Annotated in this window: 29 protein-coding genes; 16 read left to right on the top strand and 13 right to left on the bottom strand. The window is 72.5% G+C overall.

From position 1 onward, the window contains the following. Positions 1–29 precede the first annotated feature (29 nt). Positions 30–1,910, top strand: coding sequence for an ABC transporter ATP-binding protein (locus tag F4692_RS17025; protein ID WP_374757308.1), 1,881 nt, complete (start codon positions 30–32; stop codon positions 1,908–1,910). A 34-nt stretch (positions 1,911–1,944) separates the two neighbouring features. Beyond that, positions 1,945–2,715 (top strand): SDR family oxidoreductase, encoded by a 771-nt coding sequence (locus tag F4692_RS17020; protein ID WP_179620918.1) that lies wholly within the window; start codon positions 1,945–1,947, stop codon positions 2,713–2,715. Here the strand turns inward: F4692_RS17020 and F4692_RS17015 are convergent. Beyond that, positions 2,659–3,579, bottom strand: a complete 921-nt coding sequence (locus F4692_RS17015; RefSeq protein WP_179620917.1) for an SURF1 family cytochrome oxidase biogenesis protein — start codon at positions 3,577–3,579, stop codon at positions 2,659–2,661. The genes F4692_RS17020 and F4692_RS17015 overlap by 57 nt on opposite strands. A gap of 59 nt (positions 3,580–3,638) precedes the next feature. Here F4692_RS17015 and moaA point away from each other — a divergent pair, with 59 nt between their 5' ends. Continuing rightward, a complete protein-coding gene (gene moaA, locus F4692_RS17010; RefSeq protein WP_179620916.1) occupies positions 3,639–4,628 on the top strand; it encodes a GTP 3',8-cyclase MoaA in 990 nt (329 codons plus the stop codon). Positions 4,629–4,662: 34 nt separating this feature from the next. Here moaA and F4692_RS17005 read toward each other — a convergent pair whose 3' ends face one another. The 3 genes from F4692_RS17005 to F4692_RS16995 all read right to left on the bottom strand — a co-directional run bounded on the left by F4692_RS17005 (position 4,663) and on the right by F4692_RS16995 (position 6,270). Then, positions 4,663–5,463: a hypothetical protein gene (locus F4692_RS17005; RefSeq protein WP_179620915.1), complete on the bottom strand. Its 801-nt coding sequence runs from the start codon at positions 5,461–5,463 to the stop codon at positions 4,663–4,665. Positions 5,464–5,584: 121 nt separating this feature from the next. Beyond that, positions 5,585–5,788: an acetone carboxylase gene (locus F4692_RS17000; protein WP_179620914.1), complete on the bottom strand. Its 204-nt coding sequence runs from the start codon at positions 5,786–5,788 to the stop codon at positions 5,585–5,587. A 191-nt stretch (positions 5,789–5,979) separates the two neighbouring features. Next, complete coding sequence (locus tag F4692_RS16995) at positions 5,980–6,270, bottom strand: DUF3099 domain-containing protein (RefSeq protein ID WP_179620913.1); 291 nt, start codon at positions 6,268–6,270, stop codon at positions 5,980–5,982. A 75-nt stretch (positions 6,271–6,345) separates the two neighbouring features. On the opposite strand from F4692_RS16995, the gene F4692_RS16990 reads away from it, so the two are divergent. From F4692_RS16990 to F4692_RS16975, 4 genes are all read left to right on the top strand, one after another. Then, positions 6,346–6,558: a dodecin gene (locus F4692_RS16990; RefSeq protein WP_179620912.1), complete on the top strand. Its 213-nt coding sequence runs from the start codon at positions 6,346–6,348 to the stop codon at positions 6,556–6,558. A 61-nt stretch (positions 6,559–6,619) separates the two neighbouring features. Continuing rightward, positions 6,620–7,342 carry a beta-ketoacyl-ACP reductase gene (gene fabG / locus F4692_RS16985; RefSeq protein WP_179620911.1) on the top strand — a complete coding sequence of 241 codons (723 nt, stop codon included), beginning with the start codon at positions 6,620–6,622 and terminating at the stop codon, positions 7,340–7,342. A 31-nt stretch (positions 7,343–7,373) separates the two neighbouring features. Further along, positions 7,374–8,144 carry an enoyl-ACP reductase FabI gene (gene fabI, locus F4692_RS16980; protein WP_179620910.1) on the top strand — a complete coding sequence of 257 codons (771 nt, stop codon included), beginning with the start codon at positions 7,374–7,376 and terminating at the stop codon, positions 8,142–8,144. A 30-nt stretch (positions 8,145–8,174) separates the two neighbouring features. Next, positions 8,175–9,878, top strand: a complete 1,704-nt coding sequence (locus F4692_RS16975) for a Mur ligase family protein (protein WP_308645356.1) — start codon at positions 8,175–8,177, stop codon at positions 9,876–9,878. A 392-nt stretch (positions 9,879–10,270) separates the two neighbouring features. On the opposite strand, the gene F4692_RS16970 is transcribed toward F4692_RS16975, so the two are convergent. The 3 genes from F4692_RS16970 to F4692_RS16960 are packed head-to-tail and all read right to left on the bottom strand — an operon-like array spanning position 10,271 to position 14,394. Beyond that, on the bottom strand, positions 10,271–10,636 hold the full coding sequence (locus tag F4692_RS16970; protein ID WP_179620909.1) for a hypothetical protein: 366 nt from the start codon (positions 10,634–10,636) through the stop codon (positions 10,271–10,273). Then, on the bottom strand, positions 10,633–13,413 hold the full coding sequence (gene cphA, locus F4692_RS16965) for a cyanophycin synthetase (RefSeq protein ID WP_179620908.1): 2,781 nt from the start codon (positions 13,411–13,413) through the stop codon (positions 10,633–10,635). Before cphA ends, F4692_RS16970 begins: the two co-directional genes overlap by 4 nt. A 30-nt stretch (positions 13,414–13,443) precedes the next feature. After that, the gene (locus F4692_RS16960) at positions 13,444–14,394 is read right to left on the bottom strand and encodes a cyanophycinase (protein ID WP_179620907.1); all 951 of its coding nucleotides are present in this window, start codon (positions 14,392–14,394) and stop codon (positions 13,444–13,446) included. A gap of 33 nt (positions 14,395–14,427) precedes the next feature. Between F4692_RS16960 and F4692_RS16955 the strand changes: the two genes are divergently transcribed. Beyond that, positions 14,428–14,970: a SixA phosphatase family protein gene (locus F4692_RS16955; protein ID WP_257030002.1), complete on the top strand. Its 543-nt coding sequence runs from the start codon at positions 14,428–14,430 to the stop codon at positions 14,968–14,970. Continuing rightward, entirely contained in the window at positions 14,967–15,743 is a 777-nt protein-coding gene (locus tag F4692_RS16950; RefSeq protein ID WP_179620906.1) for a putative protein N(5)-glutamine methyltransferase, read from the top strand. The genes F4692_RS16955 and F4692_RS16950 overlap by 4 nt, the downstream gene beginning before the upstream one ends. Here F4692_RS16950 and serB read toward each other — a convergent pair. Beyond that, positions 15,733–16,950 (bottom strand): phosphoserine phosphatase SerB, encoded by a 1,218-nt coding sequence (gene serB / locus F4692_RS16945; RefSeq protein WP_179620905.1) that lies wholly within the window; start codon positions 16,948–16,950, stop codon positions 15,733–15,735. The genes F4692_RS16950 and serB overlap by 11 nt on opposite strands. A gap of 174 nt (positions 16,951–17,124) precedes the next feature. On the opposite strand from serB, the gene F4692_RS16940 reads away from it, so the two are divergent. Both F4692_RS16940 and F4692_RS16935 read left to right on the top strand, forming a co-directional pair. Next, positions 17,125–17,610 (top strand): DUF805 domain-containing protein, encoded by a 486-nt coding sequence (locus F4692_RS16940; RefSeq protein ID WP_179620904.1) that lies wholly within the window; start codon positions 17,125–17,127, stop codon positions 17,608–17,610. A gap of 33 nt (positions 17,611–17,643) precedes the next feature. Next, entirely contained in the window at positions 17,644–18,000 is a 357-nt protein-coding gene (locus F4692_RS16935; RefSeq protein WP_179620903.1) for a VOC family protein, read from the top strand. A 13-nt stretch (positions 18,001–18,013) separates the two neighbouring features. Here the strand turns inward: F4692_RS16935 and F4692_RS16930 are convergent, their stop codons facing one another. Further along, the gene (locus F4692_RS16930) at positions 18,014–18,727 is read right to left on the bottom strand and encodes a hypothetical protein (RefSeq protein WP_179620902.1); all 714 of its coding nucleotides are present in this window, start codon (positions 18,725–18,727) and stop codon (positions 18,014–18,016) included. Between the two features lie 78 nt (positions 18,728–18,805). Between F4692_RS16930 and F4692_RS16925 the strand changes: the two genes are divergently transcribed. The 4 genes from F4692_RS16925 (at position 18,806) to F4692_RS16910 (ending at position 22,132) form a co-directional block, all read left to right on the top strand. After that, positions 18,806–19,612 (top strand): ABC transporter ATP-binding protein, encoded by an 807-nt coding sequence (locus F4692_RS16925; protein WP_179620901.1) that lies wholly within the window; start codon positions 18,806–18,808, stop codon positions 19,610–19,612. Between the two features lie 29 nt (positions 19,613–19,641). Then, the gene (locus F4692_RS16920; RefSeq protein WP_179620900.1) at positions 19,642–20,103 is read left to right on the top strand and encodes an NfeD family protein; all 462 of its coding nucleotides are present in this window, start codon (positions 19,642–19,644) and stop codon (positions 20,101–20,103) included. An 83-nt stretch (positions 20,104–20,186) separates the two neighbouring features. Beyond that, positions 20,187–21,374 (top strand): SPFH domain-containing protein, encoded by a 1,188-nt coding sequence (locus F4692_RS16915; protein WP_179620899.1) that lies wholly within the window; start codon positions 20,187–20,189, stop codon positions 21,372–21,374. Further along, positions 21,371–22,132 (top strand): sulfite exporter TauE/SafE family protein, encoded by a 762-nt coding sequence (locus F4692_RS16910; RefSeq protein ID WP_179620898.1) that lies wholly within the window; start codon positions 21,371–21,373, stop codon positions 22,130–22,132. The genes F4692_RS16915 and F4692_RS16910 overlap by 4 nt, the downstream gene beginning before the upstream one ends. Here F4692_RS16910 and F4692_RS16905 read toward each other — a convergent pair. Further along, positions 22,076–23,095 carry an alpha/beta hydrolase gene (locus F4692_RS16905; protein WP_179620897.1) on the bottom strand — a complete coding sequence of 340 codons (1,020 nt, stop codon included), beginning with the start codon at positions 23,093–23,095 and terminating at the stop codon, positions 22,076–22,078. The two genes, F4692_RS16910 and F4692_RS16905, sit on opposite strands and share 57 nt — an antisense overlap. 76 nt (positions 23,096–23,171) lie before the next feature. Between F4692_RS16905 and F4692_RS21635 the strand changes: the two genes are divergently transcribed. After that, positions 23,172–24,326, top strand: a complete 1,155-nt coding sequence (locus tag F4692_RS21635) for a PP2C family protein-serine/threonine phosphatase (protein ID WP_179620896.1) — start codon at positions 23,172–23,174, stop codon at positions 24,324–24,326. A gap of 24 nt (positions 24,327–24,350) precedes the next feature. Here F4692_RS21635 and F4692_RS16895 read toward each other — a convergent pair whose 3' ends face one another. From F4692_RS16895 to F4692_RS16885, 3 genes are read right to left on the bottom strand one after another with little or no spacing between them, the layout of a single operon-like run. Beyond that, a complete protein-coding gene (locus F4692_RS16895) occupies positions 24,351–25,325 on the bottom strand; it encodes an ABC transporter ATP-binding protein (RefSeq protein ID WP_179620895.1) in 975 nt (324 codons plus the stop codon). A gap of 1 nt (position 25,326) precedes the next feature. After that, positions 25,327–26,151 (bottom strand): ABC transporter permease, encoded by an 825-nt coding sequence (locus tag F4692_RS16890; protein ID WP_179620894.1) that lies wholly within the window; start codon positions 26,149–26,151, stop codon positions 25,327–25,329. Beyond that, positions 26,144–26,956, bottom strand: a complete 813-nt coding sequence (locus tag F4692_RS16885) for an ABC transporter permease (protein ID WP_179620893.1) — start codon at positions 26,954–26,956, stop codon at positions 26,144–26,146. Before F4692_RS16885 ends, F4692_RS16890 begins: the two co-directional genes overlap by 8 nt. Positions 26,957–26,996 lie beyond the last annotated feature (40 nt).

Below are 26,996 nucleotides of genomic sequence, written 5' to 3'. Positions count from 1 at the left end.
GACGGACGGACGAAGGAGCATGCATGTCGATGGGACCGGGGGCCGGCGGGCCGCCGTGGCGCTTCCTGCGCAGTGACCGGAGCGTCGTCGAGCAGAAGATCGAGCGCCGCACGGTGCGGCGCGTGCTGTCGTTCGCGCGACCCCACCGCCGCCTGATCGCAGGTTTCCTCGGTGTCACGGTCGTCGACGCGGCACTGGTGGTCCTGCCCCCGCTGCTGCTCAAGGCGATCATCGACGACGGCGTCCAGACGGGGAACACCTCGCTCGTCGTCTGGCTTGCCGTCCTGGTCGCGCTCGTCGCCGTGTTGGACTCGGCGTTCGGACTGATTACCGGGTGGCTGTCGAGCCGCATCGGCGAGGGGCTCATCTACGACCTGCGGACCCAGGTGTTCGCGCACGTGCAGCGCCAGTCGCTCGCGTTCTTCACCCGCACCCAGACCGGCGCCCTCGTCAGCCGGCTCAACAACGACGTGATCGGCGCCCAGCGCGCGTTCACCTCGACGCTGCAGGGCACGGTCTCCAACATCATCGCCGCCGTCGTCGTCGGCGTGACGATGCTGTTCCTCAGCTGGCCGGTGACGCTGCTCTGCCTGGCGCTGTTCCCGATCCTGCTGCTCGCCTCGCGCATGGTGGGCAACCGGCTCGCCGCCCTGTCGCGCCAGCAGATGGACGGCAACGCCGACCTCGGCAACGCGATGACCGAGCGGTTCAACGTCGGCGGCGCGATGCTCCTCAAGCTGTTCGGGCGGCGCGAGGAGGAGGACGTGGCGTACGCCCGCAAGGCCGCCGTCGTGCGCGACCTGGGCGTGCGCATCTCGCTCCTCACCCGCATCTTCTTCGCCGCGATGACCCTCGTGCCGTCCCTCGCGACGGCGCTCGTCTACGGCATCGGCGGCTGGCTGGCCATCCGGGGCGACCTCTCGGTCGGCACGATCGTGGCCCTCGGGGTCCTGCTCACCCGGCTGCTCGGCCCACTGCAGGGCCTGTCCAACGTCCGCATCGACGTGATGACCGCCCTGGTCAGCTTCGACCGCGTCTTCGAGGTCCTCGACCTGCCCTCGCTCATCCAGGAGAAGCCCGACGCGGTCGCGCTCCCCGCCTCGACCTCCCGCCTCGAGTTCGACCACGTCGCGTTCACCTACCCGCGTGCCGACGAGATCTCCCTCGCCTCGCTCGAGACCGTCGCGCGCACCGAGTCCCGCGACAGCGGCGAGGTCCTCCACGACGTCACCTTCACGGCCGAGCCCGGCCAGATGGTCGCCCTGGTCGGCCCGTCGGGGGCCGGCAAGACCACGGTGACCCACCTCGTCGCGCGGCTCTACGACGTCGGGGCGGGCGCCGTCCGGGTCGGCGGGCACGACGTGCGCGACGTGACCCTGCAGTCCCTCGAGGACGTCGTCGGCTACGTCACCCAGGACGCCCACATGTTCCACGACACCATCCGGGCCAACCTGCAGTACGCCCGCCCGGAGGCCACCGAGGCCGAGGTGTGGGCGGCGCTCGAGGCGGCGCAGATCGCGCCGCTGGTGCGTGCGCTGCCCGACGGCCTCGACACGGTCGTGGGCGACCGCGGCTACCGCCTCAGCGGCGGCGAGCGGCAGCGGCTCGCGATCGCCAGGCTGCTGCTCAAGGCGCCCGCCATCGTCGTCCTCGACGAGGCGACGGCGCACCTCGACAGCGAGTCCGAGGCCGCGGTGCAGCAGGCGCTGGACGCCGCGCTCGAGGGCCGCACGTCCCTCGTCATCGCGCACCGGCTCTCGACGGTCCGCAACGCCGACCTGATCCTCGTCCTCGACGACGGCCGGGTCGTGCAGTCCGGCACCCACGCCGAGCTGCTCGCCGCGGGGGGCCTCTACGCCACCCTCCACGCGACGCAGTTCCGCGCGGAGAAGGTCGACCTCCCGGGCTGACGAGCTCGGTGCTGCAGCCGGTTAGGTTGTGTGGATGGACCTCCAGCTGACCGACCGCGTCCACATCGTCACCGGTGGGGCGCGCGGGCTCGGCCGGGCCAGCGCGGAGGCACTGGTCGCGGAGGGAGCGCGGGTCGTGCTGTCGGGACGCTCGCAGGAGTCCCTCGGCCGGGCGGCGGCCGAGCTCGACGAGCGCGCCGGCCGTCACGCCGCCGTGGCGGTCACCGTCGACAACGCCGACCGGGACGCCCCGGCGCGGCTGCTCGCCGCCGGGCGGGACGCCTGGGGGCGCGTCGACGGCGCGCTCATCAGCGTCGGCGGGCCGCCGAAGGGCCCGGTCACCGCGACCACCGACGAGCAGTGGACCTCCGCCTTCGAGTCGGTCTTCCTCGGAGCCGTACGCCTCGCGCGCGAGGTCGGCACCGCTCTGCCGGCAGGGGGCGCCCTCGGGCTCGTCCTGTCGTCGAGCGTGCGGGCCCCGCTTCCCGAGATGGCCATCTCCAACGGCCTGCGCCCGGGGCTCGCGATGGTCGCCAAGACCCTCGCGGACGAGCTCGGCCCTCGGGGCGTACGCGTCAACGGGCTGCTGCCCGGCCGGATCGCCACCGACCGCGTCGCCGAGCTCGACGCCTCGACGGGCGACCCCGAGGCTGCGCGGCGTGCCGCGGAGGCGTCGATCCCGCTCGGACGCTACGGGGAGCCCGAGGAGTTCGGCGCGGTGGCCGCGTTCCTCATGTCGCCGGCCGCGTCATTCCTGACGGGCGTGATGCTCCCGGTCGACGGTGGCCTGCTGCGGGCGCTCTGAGGGCTCCGCGCCCCCGGGGACGTCGGGCTCGTCGTCCGGCTCGAGCATCTCCCGCCAGGTCCGCCGCTTCTTCTTCGGCGGGGCGGTCGGCGTCGGCGTGCGCTCGGCCGGGCCGCGAGCAGGGGACGGGCCGGGCCCGCGGCCGCCGCGGACCTCGTCGTAGATGAGGAAGAAGAACCCGAAGATCGCGAGCGCACCGAAGAACCACCACTGGAGGCCGTAGAAGAAGTGCGGGCCGTTGTCGAGCTCGGGCAGCTCGACCGGCAGGAGCGCGGTCGCGGGCTCGGGGGACTCCGAGCGCAGGTCGACCCACCCGCCGAGCACCTCCCGGTCCAGGGCCTGCGCGATCTCCTGGCTGTCGACGGCGCGGGTGGACTTGTCGGTGACCTGCGTGCTGTCGCCCTCGGCGTCCTGGCGGACCCACCCCGTCACGGTCACCTCACCCGGGGGCGGTGCCGGCACGTCCTCGCGGGTGGCACCGCGGTTGTCGGTGGCGTACCAGCCGCGGTCGACGAGCAGGCTCGTCCCGTCGGCGAGCTCGAGCGGCACCACCACGTTCACGCCCGCCTCGCCCTCGCGGGTGCGGTAGCGCACGATCACGGTGTCGTCGACGGCGTAGGTCCCGGTGGCCTCGACGATCCGCCACTCGTCCGGTCGGGCGACCGGGCGACCGGGCGCGAGGACGTCCTCCACCGGGGACGGGCCGGCCTCCTCGTTGCGCTCGATGATCGCGTTGCGGTCCTTGCGGTCCTCGAGGCGGTGGAACTGCCACTCGCCGAGCCGCCACGCGACCCACGCGAGGAAGACGACCACCAGCGCGAACACGATCCAGCGGCGCGAGAACAGGAACCGCAGGGAGTGCACCAGCCGAGGCTATCCGGCTGGTCCTGAGCCCCAGACGGGGCCTCGTTACAGTTGTGACCGTGACGACACCACTCGCAGACCGCTTCGGCCGCGTGGCCACGGACCTGCGGGTCTCGCTCACCGACCGCTGCAACCTCCGCTGCAACTACTGCATGCCCGCCGAGGGCCTCGACTGGCTGCCGACGGAGCAGACGCTGACCGACGACGAGGTCGTCCGGCTGATCACCATCGGCGTCGAGCGCCTCGGGATCCGGGAGGTGCGGTTCACCGGCGGCGAGCCGCTCCTGCGCCGCGGGCTGGTCGACATCGTCGGGCGTACGCACGCGCTCGGCGTCGAGACGTCGCTGACCACCAACGCCCTCGGCCTGTCGCGCAACGCGCAGGCGCTCGCCGACGCGGGACTCGACCGGATCAACGCCAGCATCGACTCCGTGCGGCCCGAGACGTTCGCAGCGATCACCCGCCGCGACCGGCTCCACGACGTCATCGAGGGCCTCGAGGCCGCCAAGGCGGCCGGGCTCGGCCCCGTCAAGCTCAACGCTGTCCTGCTGCGCGGCACCAACGACGACCAGGCCGCCGAGCTGCTGCGGTGGGCGGTCACGCACGGCTACGAGCTGCGCTTCATCGAGCAGATGCCGCTCGACGCCCAGCACGACTGGAGCCGCGCGGCGATGGTGACCGCCGACGAGATCCACGAGGCGCTGTCCGCGGAGTTCACGCTCACGCCGCACGGCGCACCGCGGGGGAGCGCCCCCGCCGAGCTCTTCGACGTCGACGGTGGGCCGGCCACGGTCGGGATCATCGCGTCGGTGACGCGCCCGTTCTGCGGCGACTGCGACCGCGTACGCCTCACCGCCGACGGCCAGGTGCGCAACTGCCTGTTCGCCCGCGAGGAGTCCGACCTGCGCGCCGCGCTCCGCTCCGGTGCGAGCGACGACGAGATCGCCGAGCGCTGGGTGGTCGCGATGCGCGGCAAGCGGGCCGGCCACGGCATCGACGACGAGACGTTCCTCCAGCCCGACCGCCCCATGTCGGCGATCGGCGGCTAGCTCCGCCGACGGACCGGCCGGGCGCGCCGGGCGGTCAGTTGAAGGTGCGCGTGGTCGTGGTGTCGCGGACGGTCCACTGGAACGTCATGCTGGCGTCGAACGACGGCACCGCCGCGGGCGTCGGCATCGCTGACGAACCGGCCCAGCACGACAGGGTGAAGGTCAGGGACGTGTCCGCCGAGCCCATGGTCTGCACGATCGTCGCGGTGGGAGGGGTCGAGGACGCGTGGTAGCCGCTCACCAACGCCGTGGAGCCCTTGGTGCCGAACGTCCAGCCGTTGCCGAAGAACGGGCCGGCGTCGCAGCTCGAGACGTCGCCCTCGAAGCTGTAGGCCAGCGGCTCGATCAGGGCGCCGGCGGGGACCTTGTCGGCGGAGGTCCGGTTGACGGTGGTGTCGCCGTTCTGCTCGTGGTGGATCGTCCAGGTGGCGACGCCGTCCGGCTCGGCCTGGCCCGAGGGTCCGGGCGCTCCGTCCTTGCCGTCCTTGCCGTCCCTGCCCGCGGCACCCGCCGGTCCGGCGGGTCCCGCAGGTCCCGCGGGGCCGGCGGGACCGACGACGCCCTGCAGGCCGGCGTCGAGGTCGGCGGCCGTGATGGAACCGTCGCGGACATGGCGACCCGTGATCGCGTTCTTGCGGACCGTCATGCCCTGCACCGAGTCGGGGGCGAGGTTCTTGGGCCCGATGCTGTACTTCGCGATGTCCTTGCCGGTGATGAGCCGGTCGGCTGCGGCCAGGGTCGCCGGGCCGGCCGTCACGACGAGGCCCCCCAGGACGGCGGCGGTGGTGCCGACCACGGCCAGGTCGCGCAGGCGGGACGAGCGTGAGGACGTCATGGAAGGGCCCCTCGACGGCGGGCCGCCGGTCGCGATCCCTGGTGGGACCACGCTAGGTCCGCCTCGCGGTGGGCGTCCGGCGAACGCGTGAACTGGTCGCCGAGGTGGCGGGTCCGCAGGGTCAGCCGGCGGGCCGGTGGGGCACGACGTCCTTCAGGAACCCGCGCGCTCCGAGGAAGTCCGACAGCGACTGACGGTGCTCGTCGCACGCGAGCCACGACTTGCGGCGCTCGGGGGTGTGGATCTTGGGGTTGTTCCACTGCAGGTCCCACACGGCGTCGGCCTGGCAGCCCTTGGCCGAGCAGATGTCACGGTCGAGCTCCACGGGGCTCACCTCCGGGGTGGGTCGGGCAGGTCGGTGCCGTCACATGAGAGGTGCCGGACAGCCACGGGGGGAAGCTGTCCGGCACCTCGACGCGATCACGCAGACGGGGGATGCTGCGTTCGCGTCAGCGATCATGGCACGGGACTGGATGAAAACCAAACATCCCCGGGCCGGTCTCGACGGGACTTTCCTCAGCGTTCGTCGTCCCTTGCCGTCAGTTCATGGGTGTACTGGCCGTTCGGCAAGGTGAATCCGTCGTCGCGCTGGTCGCTGGCGTTGGCGATGACGACAGCGAGGAACGGCAGGAACACCGCACCGGCGACGAGGACCCAGCGCAGGATGCCGGGACCGACCATCACGGCGGCCAAGAAGCAGACCATGCGGATGCTCATGGACACCGCGTACCGCCACTGCCGCGAGCGCATGTCGGCGGCGGCGCTGCTGCGAGCGGTCGTGATGCGCACCGCGTCCTGCTTGGCCATGTCTCGATCCTACGTCGCTAGTCTCAGCAGACCAGCCCGGGACGGACCCGGCCGGCCGGCCCGCAGGAGGAGCCCATGACCAACCGCACCTACCGCGTCACCGAGATCGTCGGGACCTCTCCGGACGGCATCGACCAGGCCGTCCGCAACGGCATCGAGCGGGCGGGCAAGACGCTGCGCCACATCGACTGGTTCGAGATCACCCAGATCCGCGGCCAGGCCAAGGACGGCGCGGTCGAGCACTTCCAGGTCGGCATGAAGGTCGGCTTCCGGCTCGAGGACGAGTGACGGCTCCCCGTGCGGCGGGCCTGTTTCGGCGTACCCCCGAGTAATCACTAGCGTCGGCCACGTGAGCGAGAACCCGAGCACCCCCCGTTCCGTGCTGGTCACCGGTGGCAACCGCGGCATCGGCCGTGCGATCGCCGAGGCCTTCATCGCCCAGGGCGACAAGGTCGCGGTGACGACCCGCAACGGCGGCGCCCCCGAGGGCGCCCTCGACGTCCGCTGCGACATCACCGACCCGGAGGCCGTCGAGGCGGCCTTCGCCCAGGTCGAGGAGGCGCACGGACCGGTCGAGGTGCTCGTCGCCAACGCCGGCATCACCAAGGACACCCTGCTGCTCCGGATGAGCGAGGACGACTGGTCCTCGGTGATCGACACCAACCTCACCGGGACCTTCCGCCTCGCCAAGCGCGCGGCCAAGGGGATGCTGCGGCTGCGTCGCGGACGGATCATCCTGATCTCGTCGGTGGTCGGCCTGCTCGGCTCGGCCGGCCAGGTCAATTACGCGGCCTCCAAGTCCGGGCTCGTCGGCCTCGCCCGCTCGCTGGCCCGTGAGCTCGGCAGCCGCTCCATCACCACCAACGTGGTCTCGCCGGGCTTCGTCGAGACCGACATGACCGACGTCCTCACCGACGACCAGAAGGCCATGATCAAGGCGCAGGTCCCGCTCGGCCGGTACGCCTCGACGACCGAGGTCGCCTCCGCGGTCACCTGGCTGGCCTCGGACGGCGCGGCCTACGTCACCGGGGCCGTGATCCCGGTCGACGGCGGCCTCGGCATGGGCCACTGACCCCCTACGACCCCGAGAGAAGGCACACGCAATGGGAATCCTCGACGGCAAGCGCATCCTCGTCGCCGGCGTCACGATGGACAGCTCGATCGGCTTCGCGACCGCCCGGGTCGCCCAGGAGCAGGGCGCCACGGTGCTGATCTCCAACTTCGGCCGCGCGCTCGGCATCACCCGCCGGATCGCCAAGCGGCTCCCGCAGGAGCCGCCGGTGCTGGAGCTCGACGTGACCGACGAGGACCACCTCGCCGGCCTCGCCGACCAGGTGCGCGAGCACGTCGACGGCCTCGACGGTGTCGTGCACTCGATCGCGTACGGCAACCCGGAGACCCTGCTGGGCGGCAAGTTCATGGAGGGCCCCTGGGACGACGTGGCGCAGGCCGTGCAGGTCTCGGCGTACTCCCTCAAGTCGCTCGCCGTCGCGACGAAGCCGCTCATGCAGCCCGGCGGATCGATCGTCGGGCTGACCTTCGACGCGACCACGGCGTGGCCGGCGTACGACTGGATGGGCGTGGCGAAGGCGGCGCTCGAGAACACCTCCCGCTACCTCGCGCGCGACCTGGGTCCCGAGGGCATCCGCTGCAACCTCGTGTCGGCCGGCCCGCTCAAGACGCTGGCCGCGAAGGCGATCCCCGGCTTCGAGGACCTCGAGTCGTCGTGGAAGGACCGCGCCCCGCTCGGCTGGGACGAGACCGACCACACCCCGACCGCCCGGGCCGTGTGCGCCCTGCTGAGCGACTTCTTCCCGGCGACGACGGGCGAGATCGTCCACGTCGACGGTGGCTTCCACGCGATGGGCCTCTGAACGGGTCCTGAGATCCGCTAGTTTCCCCGGGTGACCTCACTCGTCGAGCTGCGCATCCTCGAAGGACCGAACCTCTACTTCCCTCGCGCCGCGGTCAAGCTCACGCTCGACGTCTCGACCATCACCGAGGCCGGCGAGGAGCCGGTGCTGCGCTTCGCCCGGCGGATCGGTCTGCGGACCACCCGCCCGGGGGCGGCCGGGTCGGGCTTCCGGCAGCGGTTCGCGCTGCGCGCGGTGGAGCGGCTCGTGCGGGCGGTCGCGAGCGAGGCCGGCACGCGCCGCCTCGCGGTGCGCGTACGCCCGACCTCCGACCCCGACGTCGTCGTGGTCGCGTTCCCGTGGCGCAACCGCGGGCGGGCGCGGGCGCTGGGCGAGGCCGTCGCGCACGTCCTCGACGCCCTGCCGGCCCCCGACGTGGACGCAGCCGTCAGCACAGCCGCCGCGCAGGTCGCCGCGGCTCCTCGGGGCGACCGCCCCACCACGATCACCCCGTCGATCCCGGTGGTCGCGGTCACGGGCACCAACGGCAAGACCACGACGAGCCGGATGATCGCCCACGTCGCGCGCACGAGCGGCCTGGTGGTCGGCTGGTCCAACACCGACGGTGTCTACCGCGACGGCGTGCTCGTCGAGGCGGGCGACTACTCGGGCCCGTCCGGCGCCGGGCGCGCGCTGGGGCTCGAGGGGGTCCAGCTCGCCGTCACCGAGACCGCCCGCGGGGGCATCCTGCTCAAGGGCATCGGCGTGACCCGCAACGACGTGTCGGTCGTGACCAACGTGACGGCCGACCACCTCGGGATGCAGGGGATCGACACCGTCGACCAGCTCGCCGAGGTGAAGTCCGTCGTCCCGCGGATCACCCGCAAGGACGGCTGGGCGGTGCTCAACGGCGACGACCCCCGTGTCCTCGCGATGCAGTCGGTCGTGCAGGCGCAGCCGTGGGTGTTCAGCCGCGACCCGGACTCGCCGGCGGTCCGCGAGGTGCTGGGCCACGGCGGAGGACGCGCGACGACCGTCATCGACGGCTGGATCACCGTGCTGCGGCCCGGCGCCGACCCCGACCCGCTCGTCGAGCTGGTCGACGTGCCGATGACCCTGGCCGGGCTGTCCCGCTTCAACATCGAGAACGCCCTCGCCGCCGCCTCCGCCGCCCTCGCGATCGGGCTGCCGCGCGAGCGCGTGGTCGAGGGCCTGCGCTCGTTCCGCCCCGACGCCGAGCACAACCCGGGCCGGATGAACTTCTTCTCGCTGCCGGCCTCCGGCGGCGAGGGCGTCTCGGTGGTCATGGACCTGGCCCACAACGAGGCCGGCCTCGAGGCGCTGCTCGAGATCATGTCGGGCGTACGCCGTCCCGGGGCGCGCCTGCTCCTCGGCCTCGGCGCCGTGGGGGACCGCACCGACGAGCTGATCGACGCGCTGGGCGAGATCGGCGCCAAGGGCAGCGACGTGGTCGCCATCGGCCACAAGGCGCACTACCTGCGCGGTCGCACGATGGAGGAGATCGACGCCCTGCTGCGTGCCGGGGCCGCGCGCGTGGGCGTCACCGACATCGACACCTACGAGACCGAGGTGGAGTGCCTCGCCGCGCTCGTCGCCCGGGCCCGGCCCGGCGACGTCGTCGGCCTCATGTGCCACGCCGAGCGGCAGCAGGCGTACGACTGGATCGCCGCCCACGGTGGCACCCCGGACAGCCCCGAGATCCTCTCGGCGAAGGTGCGCGCCGCGGGGCGGTGAGTGAGGCAGGTTCTGGCGGCCGAGAACGTGCGTCACGCACCGCCCGTACGCCCGCCCGCCGGTGGGCGGTGAGTGAGGCAGGTTCTGCGGGTCGAAAATGTGGCTCACGCACCGCCCGTACGCCGGCCCGCCGCTGGGCGGTGAGTGAGGCAGGTTCTGGCGGCCGAGAACGTGCGTCACGCACCGCCCGTACGCCCGTCCGACGCTGGGCGGTGAGTGAGGCAGGTTCTGGCGGCCGAGAACGTGCGTCACGCACCGCCCGTACGCCCGCCCGGCGCTGGGCGGTGAGTGAGCCACGTTCTGCGGGGCGAAAACGTGCGTCACGCACCGCCCGTACGCCCGCGCGCCGTCCTCGGGAGGCCGGGGCGTGGGACCCGCGGCGCGCGACGGACCTAGACGTCGCCGGGGTCCACCTGCTCACCGGGCGCACCGATGTCGAGGTCGCCCTCGACGATGATCCCGGTCATGCCAGCAGGGGAACGCGTCTCGTGGACCTCGCCGGTCTCCCACACGGCGCCCTGGCCCGGTCCGATGCGGCGCACGTCGAGCTCGGCGCCGCTGACCTCGGCCTCGCCGGACAGCACCACCAGCAGCTGGCGAGCCAGCGCTGGGTGACGCCCGATGACCCCGCCCGGGACGAGCGTGACCGCGACGAGGTGGGTGTCCGCGCCGAGGCCGAACGCGCCGACGGAGAAGCCCCGGCTGCCGTGTGCCTCGACGGACCGGTGGGGCAGTCCGGCGAGGTCGAGGACCCTCACTCAGCCGGCTCTTCGACGGGCGGGGTGAAGTCGGGGTCGGCGGCCGGCGCCTCCGACGACGCCCCGGCGCCGGCGTACGCCTGGTCGGACCAGTTCTCCAGCTCCGACATCACCTCGGCGTGCTTGTCGACGCAGACCACGACGAGGTCGCCGCGGTTGGCGCGGCTCATCGCGTGGCGTACGGCCTCGATCTCCTCCAGCACCAGCTCCGCCTGCTTGCAGCGGGCGCCCGCCGCCATCGCGGAGTGGACGCCCTCGAGCACCAGTGCCGCCACCTCGCCGCGCTGACGGCCACGGAGCGCGACGTCCTCGCGGACGATGCAGACGTCGAAGTGCTGGGCGGCGATCTCGCCGAGCTCGCGCATGTCCTGGTCGCGGCGGTCGCCGGCGGTGGCGATGATGCCGATGCGCGACGGCCGGGCGAGGTCGTGGGAGGACTCGAGCGACTCGCCGACGCGGTCCACGAAGTCGCCGAGCATCCGCATGCCGGGCGCGTTGTGGCAGTAGTCGACGATGACGTTGACGCCGTTGACCTCGACCTCGTTGAGGCGTCCGGGGGAGAGGTAGTAGTTGGTCGAGAAGGTGCGCAAGCCCTGCCGGATGTCGTGCAGCGGCGCGCCGGCCGCGAAGGCCGCGGCGGCGGCCGCGAGGGAGTTCTGCACGTTCATCCGGGCGCGACCGTTGAAGGTCGCGGGCAGCAGGTGCGTCCACGCGAGCTGCATCGAGCGGCGGCCGTGCAGCACGACCATCATCTCGCCGCGCTCGCTCGGGTCGAGCACGATGGCCTTGCCGCCCCGGCGGCAGTGCGCGTCGATCATCTCGCGCGTCTCGCTGCCGGGCTCGTCCATCGAGAACCACACGACCTGGCCCGAGCACTTGCGGCGCATCTCGCGCACCAGCGGGTCGTCGGCGTTGAGCACGGCGTGGCCGTCGCGCGGCACCGCCTCGACGATGACGGCCTTGACGTCGGCGAGCTGCTCGACCGTGTCGATGCCGCGCAGCCCGAGGTGGTCGGGCTGCACGTTGAGGACCACGGCGACGTCGTTGCGCTCGTAGCCCAGGCCCTCGCGGAGGATGCCACCGCGGGCGACCTCGAAGACGGCGAAGTCGACGCGCGGGTTCTGCAGCACCATGCGGGCCGACCGCGGGCCCGAGGCGTCGGCGCGGATGAGGAGGCGCTCGTCGATCACGACGCCGTCGGTGGACGTCATGCCGACCTTGCGGCCCATCCCCTTGAAGATGTGGCTGATCATCCGGCTGGTGGTGGTCTTGCCGTTGGTGCCGGTCACCGCGACGATCGGGATCCGCGACGTGGCGCCGGGCGGGAAGAGCATGTCGACGACCGGCTTCGCGATGAACTGCGGCTCGCCGATCGTCGGGTGCGTGTGCATCCGGAAGCCGGGGGCCGCGTTGACCTCGCAGATCGCCCCGCCGGTCTCGCGGACGGGCTGGGTGATGTCGGGGCAGATGAAGTCGATGCCGGCGATGTCGAGGCCGACCATGCGGGCGGCCTCCTCGGCGATCTCGACGTTCTCCGGGTGGGCCTCGAAGGTGCGGTCGATCGAGATGCCGCCGGTCGACATGTTGCCGGTGAGCGCGAGCTTGACCATCTCGCCCTCCGCCGGGACGGACTCGAGCGTGTGCCCCTGGTCGGCCAGCACCTCGACGGCGGCGTCGTCGACCTTGATCCGGGTGAGCACCTTCTCGTGGCCCACCCCGCGGCGCGGGTCGGCGTTGGTGAGGTCGACGAGCTCCTGGACCGTCGACGTCCCGTCGCCGGTCACCGAGGCGGGGACGCGCTCGGCGATCGCGACCATCCGGCCGTCGATGATGAGGCAGCGGTAGTCCTTGCCGGTGACGAACGACTCGACGATGACGTTGCCGCGGCGCGACTGCTCCGCCGCGACGGGGAACGCCGCGCGTACGTCCTCCTCGCTCTGCAGGTCGAGGCACACGCCGCGGCCGTGGTTGCCGTCGAGGGGCTTCAGCACGACGGGGTAGCCGATGCGGCGGGCGGCGGCGACCGCGCCCTCCTCGGTGCGGATCGACTCCTGCTTGGGCACGGGGAGCCCGGCCGCGCCGAGGAGCTTGGTGGTGAGGTCCTTGTCGGAGGCGATGTCGACGGCGATCGACGACGTCTCGCTGGTCATCGTCGCGCGGATCCGCTTGGCGTGGACGCCCTGGCCGAGCTGGACGAGGGAGTACTGGTTGAGCCGGATCCACGGGATGTCGCGGGAGACCGCCTCGTCGACGATGGCCTGGGTCGAGGGCCCGAACGCGGTGCGCTCGGCGCGCCGGATGAAGTCGTCACGCTCGGTCTCCCAGTCGAAGTCCGGGTCGCCCTCGACGAGGTGATTGACCAGCCGTACGGCGAGCCGGCCGGCGGTGAGGCCGACGTTCTCCTCGATGTAGCCGTAGACGATGTTGTAGCGGCCGGGGACGCCCTTGACCTGGCGGGTCTTGCCGCGGCGGATGTCGTGGCCGACGAGCTGCTGCAGCGCGAGCGCGACGTGCTCGGCGACGTGGCCGAGCCAGGTGCCCTCGTTGAGCCGCTCGAGGAAGCCGCCGCGGCGCCCCCGGGAGCACGAGTGCTCGCGCAGCCCGGGCAGCATCTGCACCAGGTCGTCGGTGAAGCCGGGGATGGTGTTGGTGGGGAACTGCTCGAGCGAGCCCAGGTCGACCACGAGGTGGATCGACTTGTCGTAGGACCAGACGTTGGGGCCGCGGTAGACCCGCGTCTCGACGATCTCCAGGTCCGGCGTGGGGCGTTCACTCATGGATGTCTCCCTGGGGGTGGGCGGGGTGCTCTACGACGAACGGGGGGTACGCCGCTTCCTGAGGCGGCGTGCGACCGCGGCGGGCGTGGCGTCGGCCGCGGCGATGTCACGCGCGAGCTCGCGCAGGTCGCGGCTGGCCTCGGCGAGCTCGTCCGCGTCCTCGGCGTCGACGACCGGCTCCTGCGGCACCAGCGTGCGCGTGGACAGGTTGAACACCGCGCCCTCGGGCAACGTGTGGAACACGACGCCGCTGGCCAGGAGCGGGGACGAGCGCTTGGCCTCGTGGGCGTTGGAGACCATCCGCGAGCCGTCGAAGATCGTCACCGCCCCCTTGCCGAGCACGCGCATCAGCAGGTCGCCGTCCACGTCCTCGACGAGGCCGCAGGTGTCCTCGTCGACGCCGATCCCCAGCAGCTGCGGGCTCTGCGCGACGATCATCAGCAGGCGTCCGTAGCGGTTGCGCTGGTCGAAGTGCTGGTCGATGACGGCCGCGTCGACCAGGCCGAGGCCCGCCGCCACCTGCGTCATCCGCTGCTTCGGGGTGGCGCCCCCGACGCCGAAGGCGACCATGTGGGACGACTGGATGCTGGCGCCCGCCGACGTGCCGGCCACGACCGCACCACGCTCGTGGGCACGGACGATCGCGTCGCCGACGGGCGTGCCGCACACGATCGAGGACAGCTTGAGCTGGTTGCCACCGGTCATGAACACCCCGGTGGCCTCGTCAAGGGCCTTCACGAGCGCGGGGTCGTGGGCCTGCTCGCGGGATTCGGGGCGTACGGCGTCGACCCGGGCGGCACCGAACTTGGTGAACAGCGCGTCGTAGACGTCCACGACCTCGCGGCCGAGCGAGGATGCGGTCGGGATCACGGCGATGCGGGCGTCCCTGCCGCCGCTGAGGGCGACGAAGTGCTTGAGGATGGTCGGCTTGCGCACCTTGTCCTCGGCACCACCGATGATCATGAGTGGTCCGTGGGGCATGACAGGCAGGCTAGCGGCTGGAAGGGTTGGAGGATGCAGGAGTCAGTCGGGAAGGCAGGCGACAGCATGGTGAGGCGACTCGTCGTCGTACGTCACAGCAAGGCGGAGGCGGGCGGTCCGTCGGACCACGAGCGGGCGCTGGCACCGCAGGGGCATGCCGACGCCGAGGAGGCAGGCCGCTGGCTGGCATCGCGCGGGATCGTCCCCGACGCGGCCCTCGTCTCGGACGCGCTGCGCACCCGTGAGACCTGGGCGGACCTGGCCGGCGGGGCGGGGTGGGACCTCGTGCCCGACTTCGTCGCGGCGCTCTACGCAGCCGGGCCGGACGCGGCGATGGACCTCGTCCGCGAGACCGACCCGGACGTGGCGACGCTCGTCGTTCTCGGGCACAACCCGACGGTGGCCTACGTCGCCGAGCTGCTGGACGACGGCGACGGGGATGCCGACGCCACCACCGACCTGATCACGCGGGGCTTCCCGACCTCGACCCTCGCCGTCTTCGCGGTCGATGCACCGTGGGCCGACCTCGCGCCCGGGACGGGTCGGCTCGAGGCCTTCCACGTCGGGGACGGATGAGCGGACCCGTTCCCGGAGCGGTCGTCGACCGGCTGCGAGCGGCGGGATGCGTGTGGGCCGAGGACGAGGCGGCCCTGCTCGCAGCAGCAGCGACCGGCGCGGACCTCGAGGCGCTCGTGGCTCGACGCGAGGCCGGTGAGCCGCTGGAGCTGGTGCTCGGCTGGGTCGCGTTCCTCGGCCGCCGCCTCGTCGTGGCGCCGGGGGTGTTCGTGCCGCGCCGGCGCACCGAGCTCCTCGCGCGTACGGCGCTCGCGGAGGTCGCCGCCCGCGCCGGGCGACCCGTGGTGGTGGAGATGTGCTGCGGCGTCGCACCGGTGGCGGCCTCGCTGCCGCCGGCCGCCGAGGTGCACGCCGCGGACCTGGATCCCGGAGCGCTGGCGTGCGCCGCGGTCAACGCTCCCCTGGCCGACCTCCACGCGGGTGACCTCTACGACGCACTGCCGGCATCGCTGCGCGCCGGCGTGGACGTCCTGGTCGCCAACGCGCCCTACGTCCCGACGGACCGGATCGCCGACATGCCGCCCGAGGCCCGCGACCACGAGCCGCGGACCGCGCTCGACGGGGGAGCGGACGGCGCGGACCTCCACCGCCGCCTCGCCGCGGGGGCGACGGACTGGCTCGTGCCGGGAGGCGTGCTGCTCATGGAGACCAGCACCTGGCAGGACGGCTTGACGACGGGGGCGATGCGAGACGCCGGACTGGCCACCGAGGTCGTGGTGGACGAGGAGACGGGCGGCTGCGTCGCCATCGGCCGTCGGCCGGTCAGTCGATGAGCGGCGGCGAGGGCGTGACGATCCCGACCTCGGCGTCGGCCTCCTCGATCTCCTCGCGGGAGATCCCGAGCAGGTAGAGCACGGTGTCGAGGTAGGGCACGTTGACGGACGTGTGCGCGGCGTCGCGCACCATCGGCTTGGCGTTGTAGGCGATGCCGAGGCCGGCCGCGTCGATCATGTCGAGGTCGTTGGCGCCGTCGCCGATCGCGATCGTCGCCTCCAGCGGTACGCCGACCTCCGCGGCGAACTCGCGCAGCGCCGCGGCCTTGCCGGCCCGGTCCACGACGTCGCCGACGATGCGCCCGGTCAGCCGGCCGTCGACGATCTCGAGCTCGTTGGCGCGGGCGAAGTGGATGCCGAGGTCCGCGGCGAGGCGGTCGGTGATCTGGGTGAACCCGCCGGAGACGATGGCGAAGCGGTAGCCGAGCCGACGCAGGGTGCGCACCATCGTCCGCGCCCCCGCCGCCAGGACGATCGAGTCGTAGACCTCGTCGAGCGCCGACGCGGGCACGCCCTCGAGCAGCGCCACCCGCTCGCGGAGCGACTGCTCGAAGTCGAGCTCACCGCGCATGGCGGCCTCGGTGACCCGCGCGACCTCGGCCTCCTGCCCGGCGTGGGCGGCGATCATCTCGATCACCTCGCCCTGGATGAGGGTCGAGTCGACGTCCATCACGATCAGCCGGACGCCGCGACGGTGCAGCGACTCGCGCTGGACCGCCAAGTCGATGCCCTGCCGGGCGGCCTCGGCCGTGAGCAGGGGGCGCAGCCGGTCCGCCGGGGCGCCGGACACGTGCAGCTCGATCGCGGTGACGGGGTAGCGCGCCATCCGCTCGATGCGGTCGATGTTGGCGCCCGAGTCGGCGATCCGTCCGGCGATCGCCGACATCGCCGACGCCTTGAGGGGGCGCCCGATGAGCGTGATGTGGGAGCGGTCGCCGTTGCGCCTGCGGTTGTCGCCGGCGCCGCGGTCGACCTCGACGCTCATCCCCAGCTCGGCGGCGGTGCGCTCGATGACGTCGCGCAACCTCTTCCAGTCGCGCGGCGCCGTCACGAGGATGCCGAGCAGGAGCCGGCGGCGCAGCACGACCTGCTCGATGTCGAGGACCTCGACCCCGGCCGCGGCGAGCGCCGCGAACATCGTCGACGTGACGCCCGGGCGGTCCTTGCCGGTGAGGGTGACCAAGAGGGTCTTCGGCTCGTCTTCCATCGTGGTCGAAGGCTAGTCGTGGCGGTGTCGCCTCCGCTGCCGGGTCCGCGCCTCGGGCGCACCCGGGGACCGCGTCCGCCGTGGTGGTGCTGGCACCGCTGCCCGGCATGCCCTACGGTGCTCCCGCTGGCGGGTCCGGTCCTCGGCGCCGCCCGGACACAGGGGGACCGGTCCATGGGCTTCACCACCGCAGTGCGCACGTGCCTGTCGAAGTACGTCACGTTCTCGGGCCGCGCACGGCGCTCCGAGTTCTGGTACTTCGCGCTGTTCACGTTCCTGGTCGGGATCGTCTCGAGCGCCCTCGACCACGCCCTCGGCACGGACGAGTTCAACGAGGGCAACGGGGTCGTCGGCACGGTGACCGGCCTGGCCCTGCTGCTGCCCTCGCTCGCGGCGGCGGCGCGACGGCTGCACGACATCGGGCGCAGTGGCTGGTGGCAGGCCCTCGTGTACGCCTCCCTGCCGCTCCTCTTCCTGGCCCCGGCCGTCGGGCTGATCCTGTTCCTGGTCTCGGTCGTGCTGCTGATCGTCTGGTTCTGCACCGACTCCAGGCCCGACAACCAGTACGGCCCCAACCCGAAGGCGCCCGCCTCGCCCTACGGCGATGGCTACGGCGGCTACGGGGGTGCCTACCCGCCGCCGCCCCCGTACGGCGGCTGACCGCTGTCGGTGGGTCGCCCTAGCGTCAGGGGCATGAGCCAGGTCCACCACACCATCGACTACATCGAGATCAACGTCTCCGACATGGCCGCCGCCCGGGCGTTCTACGAGCAGGCCTTCGGGTGGGCGTTCAACGACTACGGTCCCACCTACTCCGGGATCCGCGCGGCATCGGGGGACGGCGAGGTCGGCGGCCTCAACGGCACCGGCACGCCCGGCCCGGGCGGTCCGCTCGTCCTGCTCTACTCCGACGACCTCGACGCGACCGTCGCGGCGGTGCTGGCGGCCGGCGGCGCCGTCACCTCCGGGCCCTACGAGTTCCCCGGCGGGCGGCGCTTCGAGTTCAGCGACCCGGCCGGCAACGTGCTCGGCGCCTGGTCGACCTCCTGACGGTGGCGCCCGGCTAGTAGCCCTCCGGCCACACCTCGGGCGAGCACGCGGCGACGATCGCGCGTCTCGCGGCCCGCCCGAGCGGCTGGAGCAGGCCACGACGCCGCTCCACCTCGTACGACGACAGTGCTCCGCCGTCGTCGACGAGGGCCAGGTCGACGATCGCCCACGCCTGCAGCCCCCGCGCGGCGAGGTCCACGCACCGCGGCGGGGTGCCGAGCGGCGCGTCGAGCGCGGGTCGGTGGTGGAGGTTCATCAAGGCGTCGGCCGCCTCGGGGCGCCACCGCGCCACGTCGAGGTCGGCGAGGTCGGCGGCCGCACCCAGCAGGCTCTCGCGCAGCGCGCGGTCGGCCTCCCCGACGTCCGGCAGCTGGCGCCGGCCGGCGGGCAGGGGGCGCCACTGCACCGTGTCGCCCTGCTCCTCCGGGACGAGCCCGAGGTCACCGACCACGACGGCCTGTCCCGCCTCGGTCGCGGCCTCGTTGAGCTCGCGCGGTCCGCCCAGGCCGAGCAGGTCCCCCTCGACGGGGAGGGCGACGCCCGCGTGCGACGCGCCGGTGCCGCGCGCCCGGACGAGCAGGTCGAGCGCGGACCCGCCCTGCAGCAGGTGGGTGTCGACGGACAGCGCGTCGAGCACGTGGTCGGTCTGCTCGTGCCCGCGCAGCCAGGCCGTCAGCCACCACGCCAGCGAGGCGGAGTGCGGCAGGGCGGGGGACGGCGTCGACATCGCGGGCGAGGCTACTCGCCGCGTCCGTCCGCCGTGTCCGACCCGGTCCTGTGACGGCTGCTGGATAGGGTGACGCCCGTGGTCGCCGTCATCGAGTTCGCCGGGGTCACGGTGCGCCGTGGCTCGACGCTGCTGCTCGACGAGGTCGACTGGTTCGTCGAGGAGGACGAGCGCTGGGTCGTCCTCGGTCCCAACGGTGCCGGCAAGACGACGTTGCTCCAGGTCGCGGCCGCCCAGCTGCACCCCACCTCCGGCGTCGCCGGGATCCTCGACGTCGTCCTCGGCACGACCGACGTCTTCGAGCTGCGACCGCGCATCGGCCTGACCAGCGCCGTGCTCGCCGACCGCATCCCGCGCGGCGAGCTGGTCCGCGACGTGGTCGTCTCGGCGTCCTACGGGGTCGTCGGCCGCTGGCGCGAGGAGTACGCCGACCTCGACCACGACCGCGCCGGCGACCTGCTCTCCGAGGTGGGGGCCGGCCACCTCCTCGACCGCACCTTCGGCACGCTCAGCGAGGGCGAGCGCAAGCGGGTCCAGATCGCCCGCGCCCTGATGACCGATCCCGAGCTGCTGCTGCTGGACGAGCCGGCTGCCGGGCTCGACCTGGGCGGCCGGGAGGACCTCGTCGCCACGCTCTCGCAGCTCGCCCTCGACCCGGACTCCCCGGCCACCGTCCTGGTGTCCCACCACGTCGAGGAGATCCCGCCCGGATTCACCCACGCCCTGCTGCTGCGCGGGGGACGGGTCGTGGACTCAGGCCCCGTCGAGGAGGTCGTGACGGCCGAGACGCTCTCGGAGACCTTCGGCATGCCGCTGCTCCTGCGACGCGAGGACGACCGCTTCGCCGCACGTCGACGCCCCGCCCAGCGGGTCGCCCAGCCGTGACCCGCGCACCGACTGGATAGGGTCGGGCCATGGACTGGATCCGCGACCACCTCTGGGAGACCTGGCTGGCTCTCTCGATCATGCTGGGCGTGGCCGAGATGTTCAGCCTCGACCTGATCTTGGCCATGCTCGCGGCCGGGGCCGTCGTCGGCATGATCACCGCGCTGGTGGGCCTGCCACTCGAGCTCACCCTGCTCGCCGCCGTCGCCACGTCCGTCGCGATGCTGGCGCTCGTACGCCCGTCGTTCGTCAAGCGGCTCCACTCCGGGCCCGAGCTCGCGCTCGGGCACGGCAAGCTCGTCGGCACCCGCGGGATGGTGACCGAGGAGATCACCGGCCTGGCGCCGGGGCGGATCAAGGCCGGCGGCGAGGTCTGGACGGCCCTGCCCTACGACGAGAACCTCCGGATCGCCCCGGGCGAGACCGTCGAGATCCTGCAGATCAAGGGCGCCACCGCCTACGTCCACCCGGTGGCCACGCTCGAGCCCTGAGCCGGGCGCCACCGGGCCCGCACCAGCACCACCCACGCATCACCCACGCACCACACACGCTCAACCGAGATCGGGGGGAAACCATGGGAACAGCACTGCTGGTCCTGCTCCTGCTCGTCGTCCTGTTCGTCGTCGTCATGCTCGCCAAGACGGTCCGGATCGTGCCCCAGGCACGCGCGGCCATCGTCGAGCGCTTCGGCAAGTACAAGGGGACGTTGCCAGCGGGACTCAACATCGTCGTGCCGTTCATCGACAAGGTGCGCTACCTCATCGACCTGCGTGAGCAGGTCGTGAGCTTCCCGCCCCAGCCGGTGATCACCGAGGACAACCTCGTGGTGTCCATCGACACGGTCATCTACTTCCAGGTCACCGACCCGGTGGCGGCCACCTACGAGATCGCCAACTACATCCAGGCCGTCGAGCAGCTCACGATGACCACGCTGCGCAACATCGTCGGTGGCATGGACCTCGAGCAGACCCTGACCTCCCGCGAGGAGATCAACAACGGCCTGCGTGGCGTCCTCGACGAGGCGACCGGCAAGTGGGGCATCCGCGTCAACCGCGTCGAGATCAAGGGCATCGACCCGCCGCCGTCGATCAAGGACGCGATGGAGAAGCAGATGCGCGCCGACCGCGACAAGCGTGCGCTCATCCTCAGCGCGGAGGGACAGCGGCAGTCCGCGATCCTCACCGCGGAGGGCAACAAGCAGTCGCAGATCCTCAACGCCGAGGGTGACCGCGAGTCGCAGATCCTGCGCGCGCAGGCCGACCGCGAGGCCGCGATCCTGCGCGCCCAGGGTGAGGGCCAGGCCATCCAGACCGTCTTCCAGGCGATCCACGACGGCCAGCCCGACCAGTCCCTCCTGGCCTACCAGTACCTCCAGATGATGCCGAAGATCGCCGAGGGCAGCGCCAACAAGGTGTGGGTCATCCCGTCCGAGATCACCAAGGCGATGGAGGGCCTCGGCTCCTCGATCCACGAGATCGCCGGCATCCCCAAGGACGCCACGCCGCGCAAGCGCGTCGACATGGGCTCCACCGAGCCGCTGCTGCCGCGTGGGTCGGACGACCCGGAGACCCGGGCCACCAGCGAGGCGGTGCAGCAGGCGATCGCCGAGGCCGAGATCGCGGCCAACCCGGGCAAGTCCGCCCGGTCGCTCGACGTGGGCACCACCGACCCGGCGGGCACCGACCCGCTGGGTGCCGACCCGCTGGGCACCGACCCGCTGGGCACGGACCCTGACGAGCCGGGAGCACCCGCCGGCCAGTGAGTCCCGCAGAAGCCGTGCTGATCACCCTCGCGGGGGTGGCCGCCGGCACCATCAACACCGTGGTGGGGTCGGGAACGCTGATCACGTTCCCGACCCTCCTCGCGTTCGGCGTACCTCCGGTCACGGCCAACGTCAGCAACACCGTCGGCCTCGTGCCGGGCAGCATGTCCGGGGTCTTCGGCTACCGACGCGAGCTCGCGGGCCAGCGCTCGCGCGTGCTGCGCCTCGGCGTGGCCTCGCTGCTCGGCGGCATCGTCGGGGCACTGCTCCTGCTGTGGCTCCCGTCGTCGGCGTTCGACGCCATCGTCCCGGCACTGATCGCCCTCGGCGTGGTGCTGGTGCTCCTCGGGCCGCGCATCCAGCGCTCGGTCGCGGCCCGGGCCGAGGCGCGCGGCGGCATCCCGGACCACGGTGTGTGGTGGGTCTGGCCGGCCGTCGCGGCGGCGGGCGTCTACGGCGGCTACTTCGGGGCCGCCCAGGGCGTCCTGCTGATGGCCATCCTCGGCATCGGCGTGGCCGACTCGATGCAGCGCCACACGGCCACCAAGAACGTGCTCGCCCTCCTGGTCAACGCCGTGGCCGCGCTGGTCTTCATCGCGGTCGCCGACATCGACTGGGTGGTCGCCGGGCTCATCGCCCTCGGCTCGGTGGTGGGCGGCCAGATCGGCGCCGGAGTCGGGCGGCGCCTGCCGCCCACGCTGCTACGCGCGGTGATCGCCGTGGTCGGCGTCGCCGCCCTCGTCGTCCTGCTCGCCTGAGGGTCGGGGCACCCACGCGTCGAGCCACGTGCTCATCGCGGCGTACGCCTGCGCCCGCGGCCCGGGTCGCGACAGCACCACGTCGTGCATCGCCCCCTCGATCGCCACGGACGTGACGTGGCGTCCCACCGACGACGCCCAGTGCCGGATCTGCTGCACGTCGAGGACGATGTCGTGGGTGGCGGCGGTCTCGTCCGTCTGCGCGCCGAACCACGAGCGCGCCGAGGACAGCACCAGGGTCGGTACGCCGATGTCGAGCCCGTCGTGCAGCATCGCGTGGCCCCGGCGGATGGCGCGGAGCCACCCGACGTAGACGGGACGGGACTCCAGCGGCTTCCAGTCGAGGTCGTAGTCCCACTCGCCGCCGTGGTCGCGGTGCAGGGAACGGCCGTAGACGCCGTTGATCCGGCGCGGGATCTGTTGCAGGGGTCGGCTGGTCCCGATGCGCTCGATGGCGACGCGGGCCGCGGGGCTGCGCAGCCACGCCGGCCCCTGCATGTCGAACCACGGCGAGTTGAGCACCATCGCCACGAGCTCGGCGGGTCGTCGCTCGTGGACCCAGAGGGGGACCGTGAGCCCGCCGGTGCTGTGGCCGGAGGCGACGACCTCGCGGTGCCCGTCGCGCTGGGTGATGCGCCACCACGCGAGGTCGATCTCGGCGTGGTACTCGCCGAGGTCGGCGACGTAGTTGGGCGTCTGGTGCGCGCGGATGGACCGGCCGTACTTGCGCAGGTCGAGGGCGTAGAAGGTGTAGCCGCGTGCGGCCCACCACTCGGCGTACTCGGTGTGGAAGAAGTAGTCGGCGAAGCCGTGCACGTGGAGGACGGCGCGTCCGTTGGACCGCTCGGGCTCGAGCGTGACGAGGGTGGCGACGACCGGACCCTCGGTGTCGGGCGGGAGCGAGATCGTCTCCACCCGGTAGTCGGGCCCGAGGATGTCGGCCTGGAGCGGGACCAGCGGCATGGCGCGACCCTATCCATCAGGTCTCACTTTCCCGGTTCGGCCTCGGGCAAGGTCTGTCGAGACCTACCCTTTCGCCGTGTCGAGTGCTGTGGGGTCCGTCGTGCGCGGAGTCGCGTCGTACGTCCAGCAGCGCGTCGACGGCTGGCGGACCGGATCGCGCGGGAGCCAGGCGTTCCTGCTGGGGGTGCTGGTCGTCATGGTGGGGCTGACCACGCTGCTCGGTGCCCTCGTCGAGGTGGTCGTCCCGATCGCCATGTGGTTCCTGTTCCTCATGGTCGGCACGATGCTCCTGCGCTTCGTCCCGCTCGTGCTCCTGGCGGTCGTGCTGGCCGCGATCGCGGTGTGGACGTCGATGGAGTCGGACTACGTCCCGGCGAGCCGCGAGTCGGCCATGACGATCTTCGGGCTCGCGCTGCTGCTGGCGATCTACCAGTCGAGCCGCCAGCGCTCGGGCCTGCCCATGGCGCTCAGCGAGGCCGTGCTGACCCAGCTGCGCGACCGCCTGCAGCGGCAGGGGGTCGTCCCGGAGCTGCCCACGGGCTGGCGTACGCAGTCGGCGACCCTCACCGCCAACGGGCCGAGCTATGCCGGTGACTTCCTCGTCGCCGACCTGCGCGAGAGGCGCTGGCTGGAGATGGCGCTGGTCGACGTGTGTGGCAAGGGCACCGCCGTGGGGCCGCAGGCCCTCCAGTTCGCAGGCGCGCTGGGCGGCCTGATCGGGGCGCTGCCGCCCGCCCAGCTGATGGCCGCGGCCAACGCGTTCCTGCTGCGCCAGGAGTCGGAGGAGTCGCTGGCCACGGCCGTGCACGTCAAGGTGGACCTGGTGACGGGCGACTACACGATCACCAGCGCGGGTCACCCGCCGGCGCTGCACTGGCACCTCGGCGAGCGGGGCTGGTCGGTCGACAACGCACGGGGCATGGCGCTCGGCGTGATCGACGACGCCGACTTCACCCCCAGCACCGGACGCCTGCAGCCCGGCGAGGCGCTGATGTTCTACACCGACGGCGTCATCGAGTCGGCGGACAAGGACCTCGACGCGGGCATCGACTGGCTGCGCACCGAGGCGCTCCGGGCGGTCGACGCGCGGGGCTTCACCGGACTGCCGCGCCGCGTGCTCAAGAAGGTCGCCCGTGGTGACGACGACCGCGCCATGCTGGTCCTCGAGCGCCAGCCGCTCACCTCGCCCGAGATCGACGCCGAGCGCGCGCGGAGCCTCGGCAGCGTCTGAGCCCCGGCCCCGACCCCGGGGCGCTCACCCGCCGCGCGAGTAGAGCTCACGGATCACGTCCTCGATGTCGGGCTCCTGGATCGAGAGGTCCGCGACGTCGTACGCCGCGGCGACGGCGGCGACCACCGGCGCGGCGCTCGCGTCGGCGGGGAAGGACAGCCACTGGCGCGGCCCCTCGACCCGTCGCACGGACGCGCCGGGGACGACGATGGGCGGCGCCTCGTCGACCAGGTCGACCACGAGCGTGCGCGACGACCCGCCCTCGGCGTGAAGCCCCGCCAGGGACCCGTCGTAGACGGAGGTGCCGTGGTCGATGACGATGACCCGGTCGCACAGCGCCTCGATGTCCTGGAGGTCGTGCGTCGTGAGCAGCAGGGTGGTGCCGCGCTCCGCGTTGAGTGCCCGGAGGAACTCGCGGAGGCGACCCTTGCTCACCACGTCGAGCCCGATCGTGGGCTCGTCCAGGTAGAGCACCTCGGGGTCGTGGAGCAGTGCCGCGGTGATGTCGCCGCGCATCCGCTGGCCCAGGCTGAGCTGGCGCACGGGGGTGTCGAGCTGGGCGCCGAGGTCGAGCAGGTCGACGAAGCGGTCCAGGTTCTCCCGGTAGCGCGCCGGGGCGATCCGGTACATCTTCTGGAGCAGGTCGAAGGAGTCCCGCAGCGGCAGGTCCCACCAGAGCGTGGAGCGCTGGCCGAAGACCACACCGATCCGCCGCGCGAGCGGGACCCGGTCGCGGCTGGGGTCGAGACCGGCGACCGAGACGCGGCCGCCGGTGGGGACCAGGATGCCGGTGAGCATCTTGATCGTCGTGGACTTCCCGGCGCCGTTGGGACCGATGTAGCCCACCATCTCCCCGGCGTCGACGGAGAACGTCAGGTCGTGCACGGCGCGCACGGACTCGCGCAGCCGCCCACGGCGGCCCTCGACCCTGCGGCGCACGTCGAAGGTGCGCTCGAGGTCGCGCACGTCGATCAGGGGCTGGGACGGGTCGGCGGCCATGTCAGCTCCCGGTCGAGGTGTAGTGGCGGACGCCGGTGCGCCACACCAGCAGCGCCGCGCCCATCGTGAGCGCGCCGGCCACGGGCGAGGCGAACTGGAGCGCCTGCGGCAGTCCGAAGGGGTCGGTGCGGCCGAGGAGGTAGAGACAGGGGTACCAGTTGACGAACGCGACCGGGACGACGAACGTCAGCCCGACCAGCACCTCCCGCGGGAAGATGCTGAGGGGGTACTGGGTGACGGTGGCGCCGCCGTAGGTGAAGGCGTTGGCGAACTCGGTGGCGTCCGTGGTCCAGAACTGGATGCAGGAGAAGCCGACGAAGAGCCCGAAGAACACCAGCGCGCCGCTGAGGAGCATGGACACCGCCACGACGACCCGCAGCGGGGTCCAGTCGACGAAGGAGCAGGCCCAGCCGAACACGACGGCGGCCTGCGTGAGCCGGCCGAGCCGGCGCAGCGTGAACTGGTCGGCGCACACCTGCACCAGCAGCGGGACCGGCTTCGTCATCATCTGGTCGAGGCGACCGGTGCGGATGTAGGTGCCGATGCGCTCGACGCTCCCGATCGCGGTGTCGGCGAGCGCCAGGGCCAGCGAGGCGCTGCCGTACAGCAGGGCCACCTCGTGCAGCGAGAAGCCGGCCAGGTCGCGCAGGTGGGCGAACATGATCCACAGCCCCACGAAGTCGAGCCCGGTGATCAGGCCGTTGCCGACGGCGAGCAGCACGAACGAGGTGGGGTACTGCCACGCGGCGCGGATCCACAACCAGGCGATCTGCCCGTAGGTGCGCAGGTGCTGCGCGGGCGAGGCGACGGAGGGCGCATCAGCCACCCTGGACCACCACCTTGCGGGTCGCGAGGCGCACCACGCCCCGGCAGGCGGCGAGCAGGAGCACGGCCCAGCCGAGCTGGAAGCCCAGCGCGACGAGGAGGTCCGCTCCAAGGTGCTTGCCGAGCCAGATGTCGGCCGGCACCTGGAGGTACGAGGCCCACGGGAGGCCGTTCGCGACGGTGCCGAGCCAGCCGGGGAAGAGGACCAGCGGCAGCATCATCCCGCTGAAGAAGATCGCGAACGCGCCGCTCATCACCTTCACTCCCGACTGGTCGAGCAGCCAGAACGCGGTGCTCGCGACGAGGAACCGGATCGTGAAGCTCACCACGACGGCGAGGACGACCGACACCGCGAACGCCGCAGCAGCGACGGGGGAGTCGGGCAGGGCGATGCCGAAGACGACGAAACCGATGACCGTCGGCGCGAGCCCGCGGGTGAGGAGGTGGTACGCCGCCCGGCCGAGGTCGCTCGCGAGGTACCACCCCACCAGGCCCACGGGGCGGTAGAGGTCGATCGCCACGTCGCCGGTGCGGATCCGCTCGGCGAGGTCGTCGGTGGTCCCGCCGCCCCAGAGGGCGATGGTCATCAGCAGCGCCTGACCGAGCCAGACGTACGTCACCGCGTCCTGCGCGTCGTAGCCGCCCGCCGTCTCGTTCGCCCGCCACAGGGCGAGGTAGACGTAGGAGTAGATGACCCCGAAGACCGAGTTCGTGAAGATGCCGGCGAGCGTGGCCGCCCGGTAGGTGGAGTAGCGCCGGAACGCCCGCGTCGCGACGGCGAGGTGCAGCGTCCCACCGCCCGTCATCGCACAGCCCCCTGACATGAGTTCGTCCCCGGCCCACCCA

Origin of the sequence: Nocardioides cavernae, assembly GCF_013410035.1 — a bacterium.
Lineage (GTDB): Bacteria > Actinomycetota > Actinomycetes > Propionibacteriales > Nocardioidaceae > Nocardioides > Nocardioides cavernae_A.
Note: the sequence above shows the minus strand (reverse complement) of the source record. Positions and strands in the feature narration are given on the sequence as shown.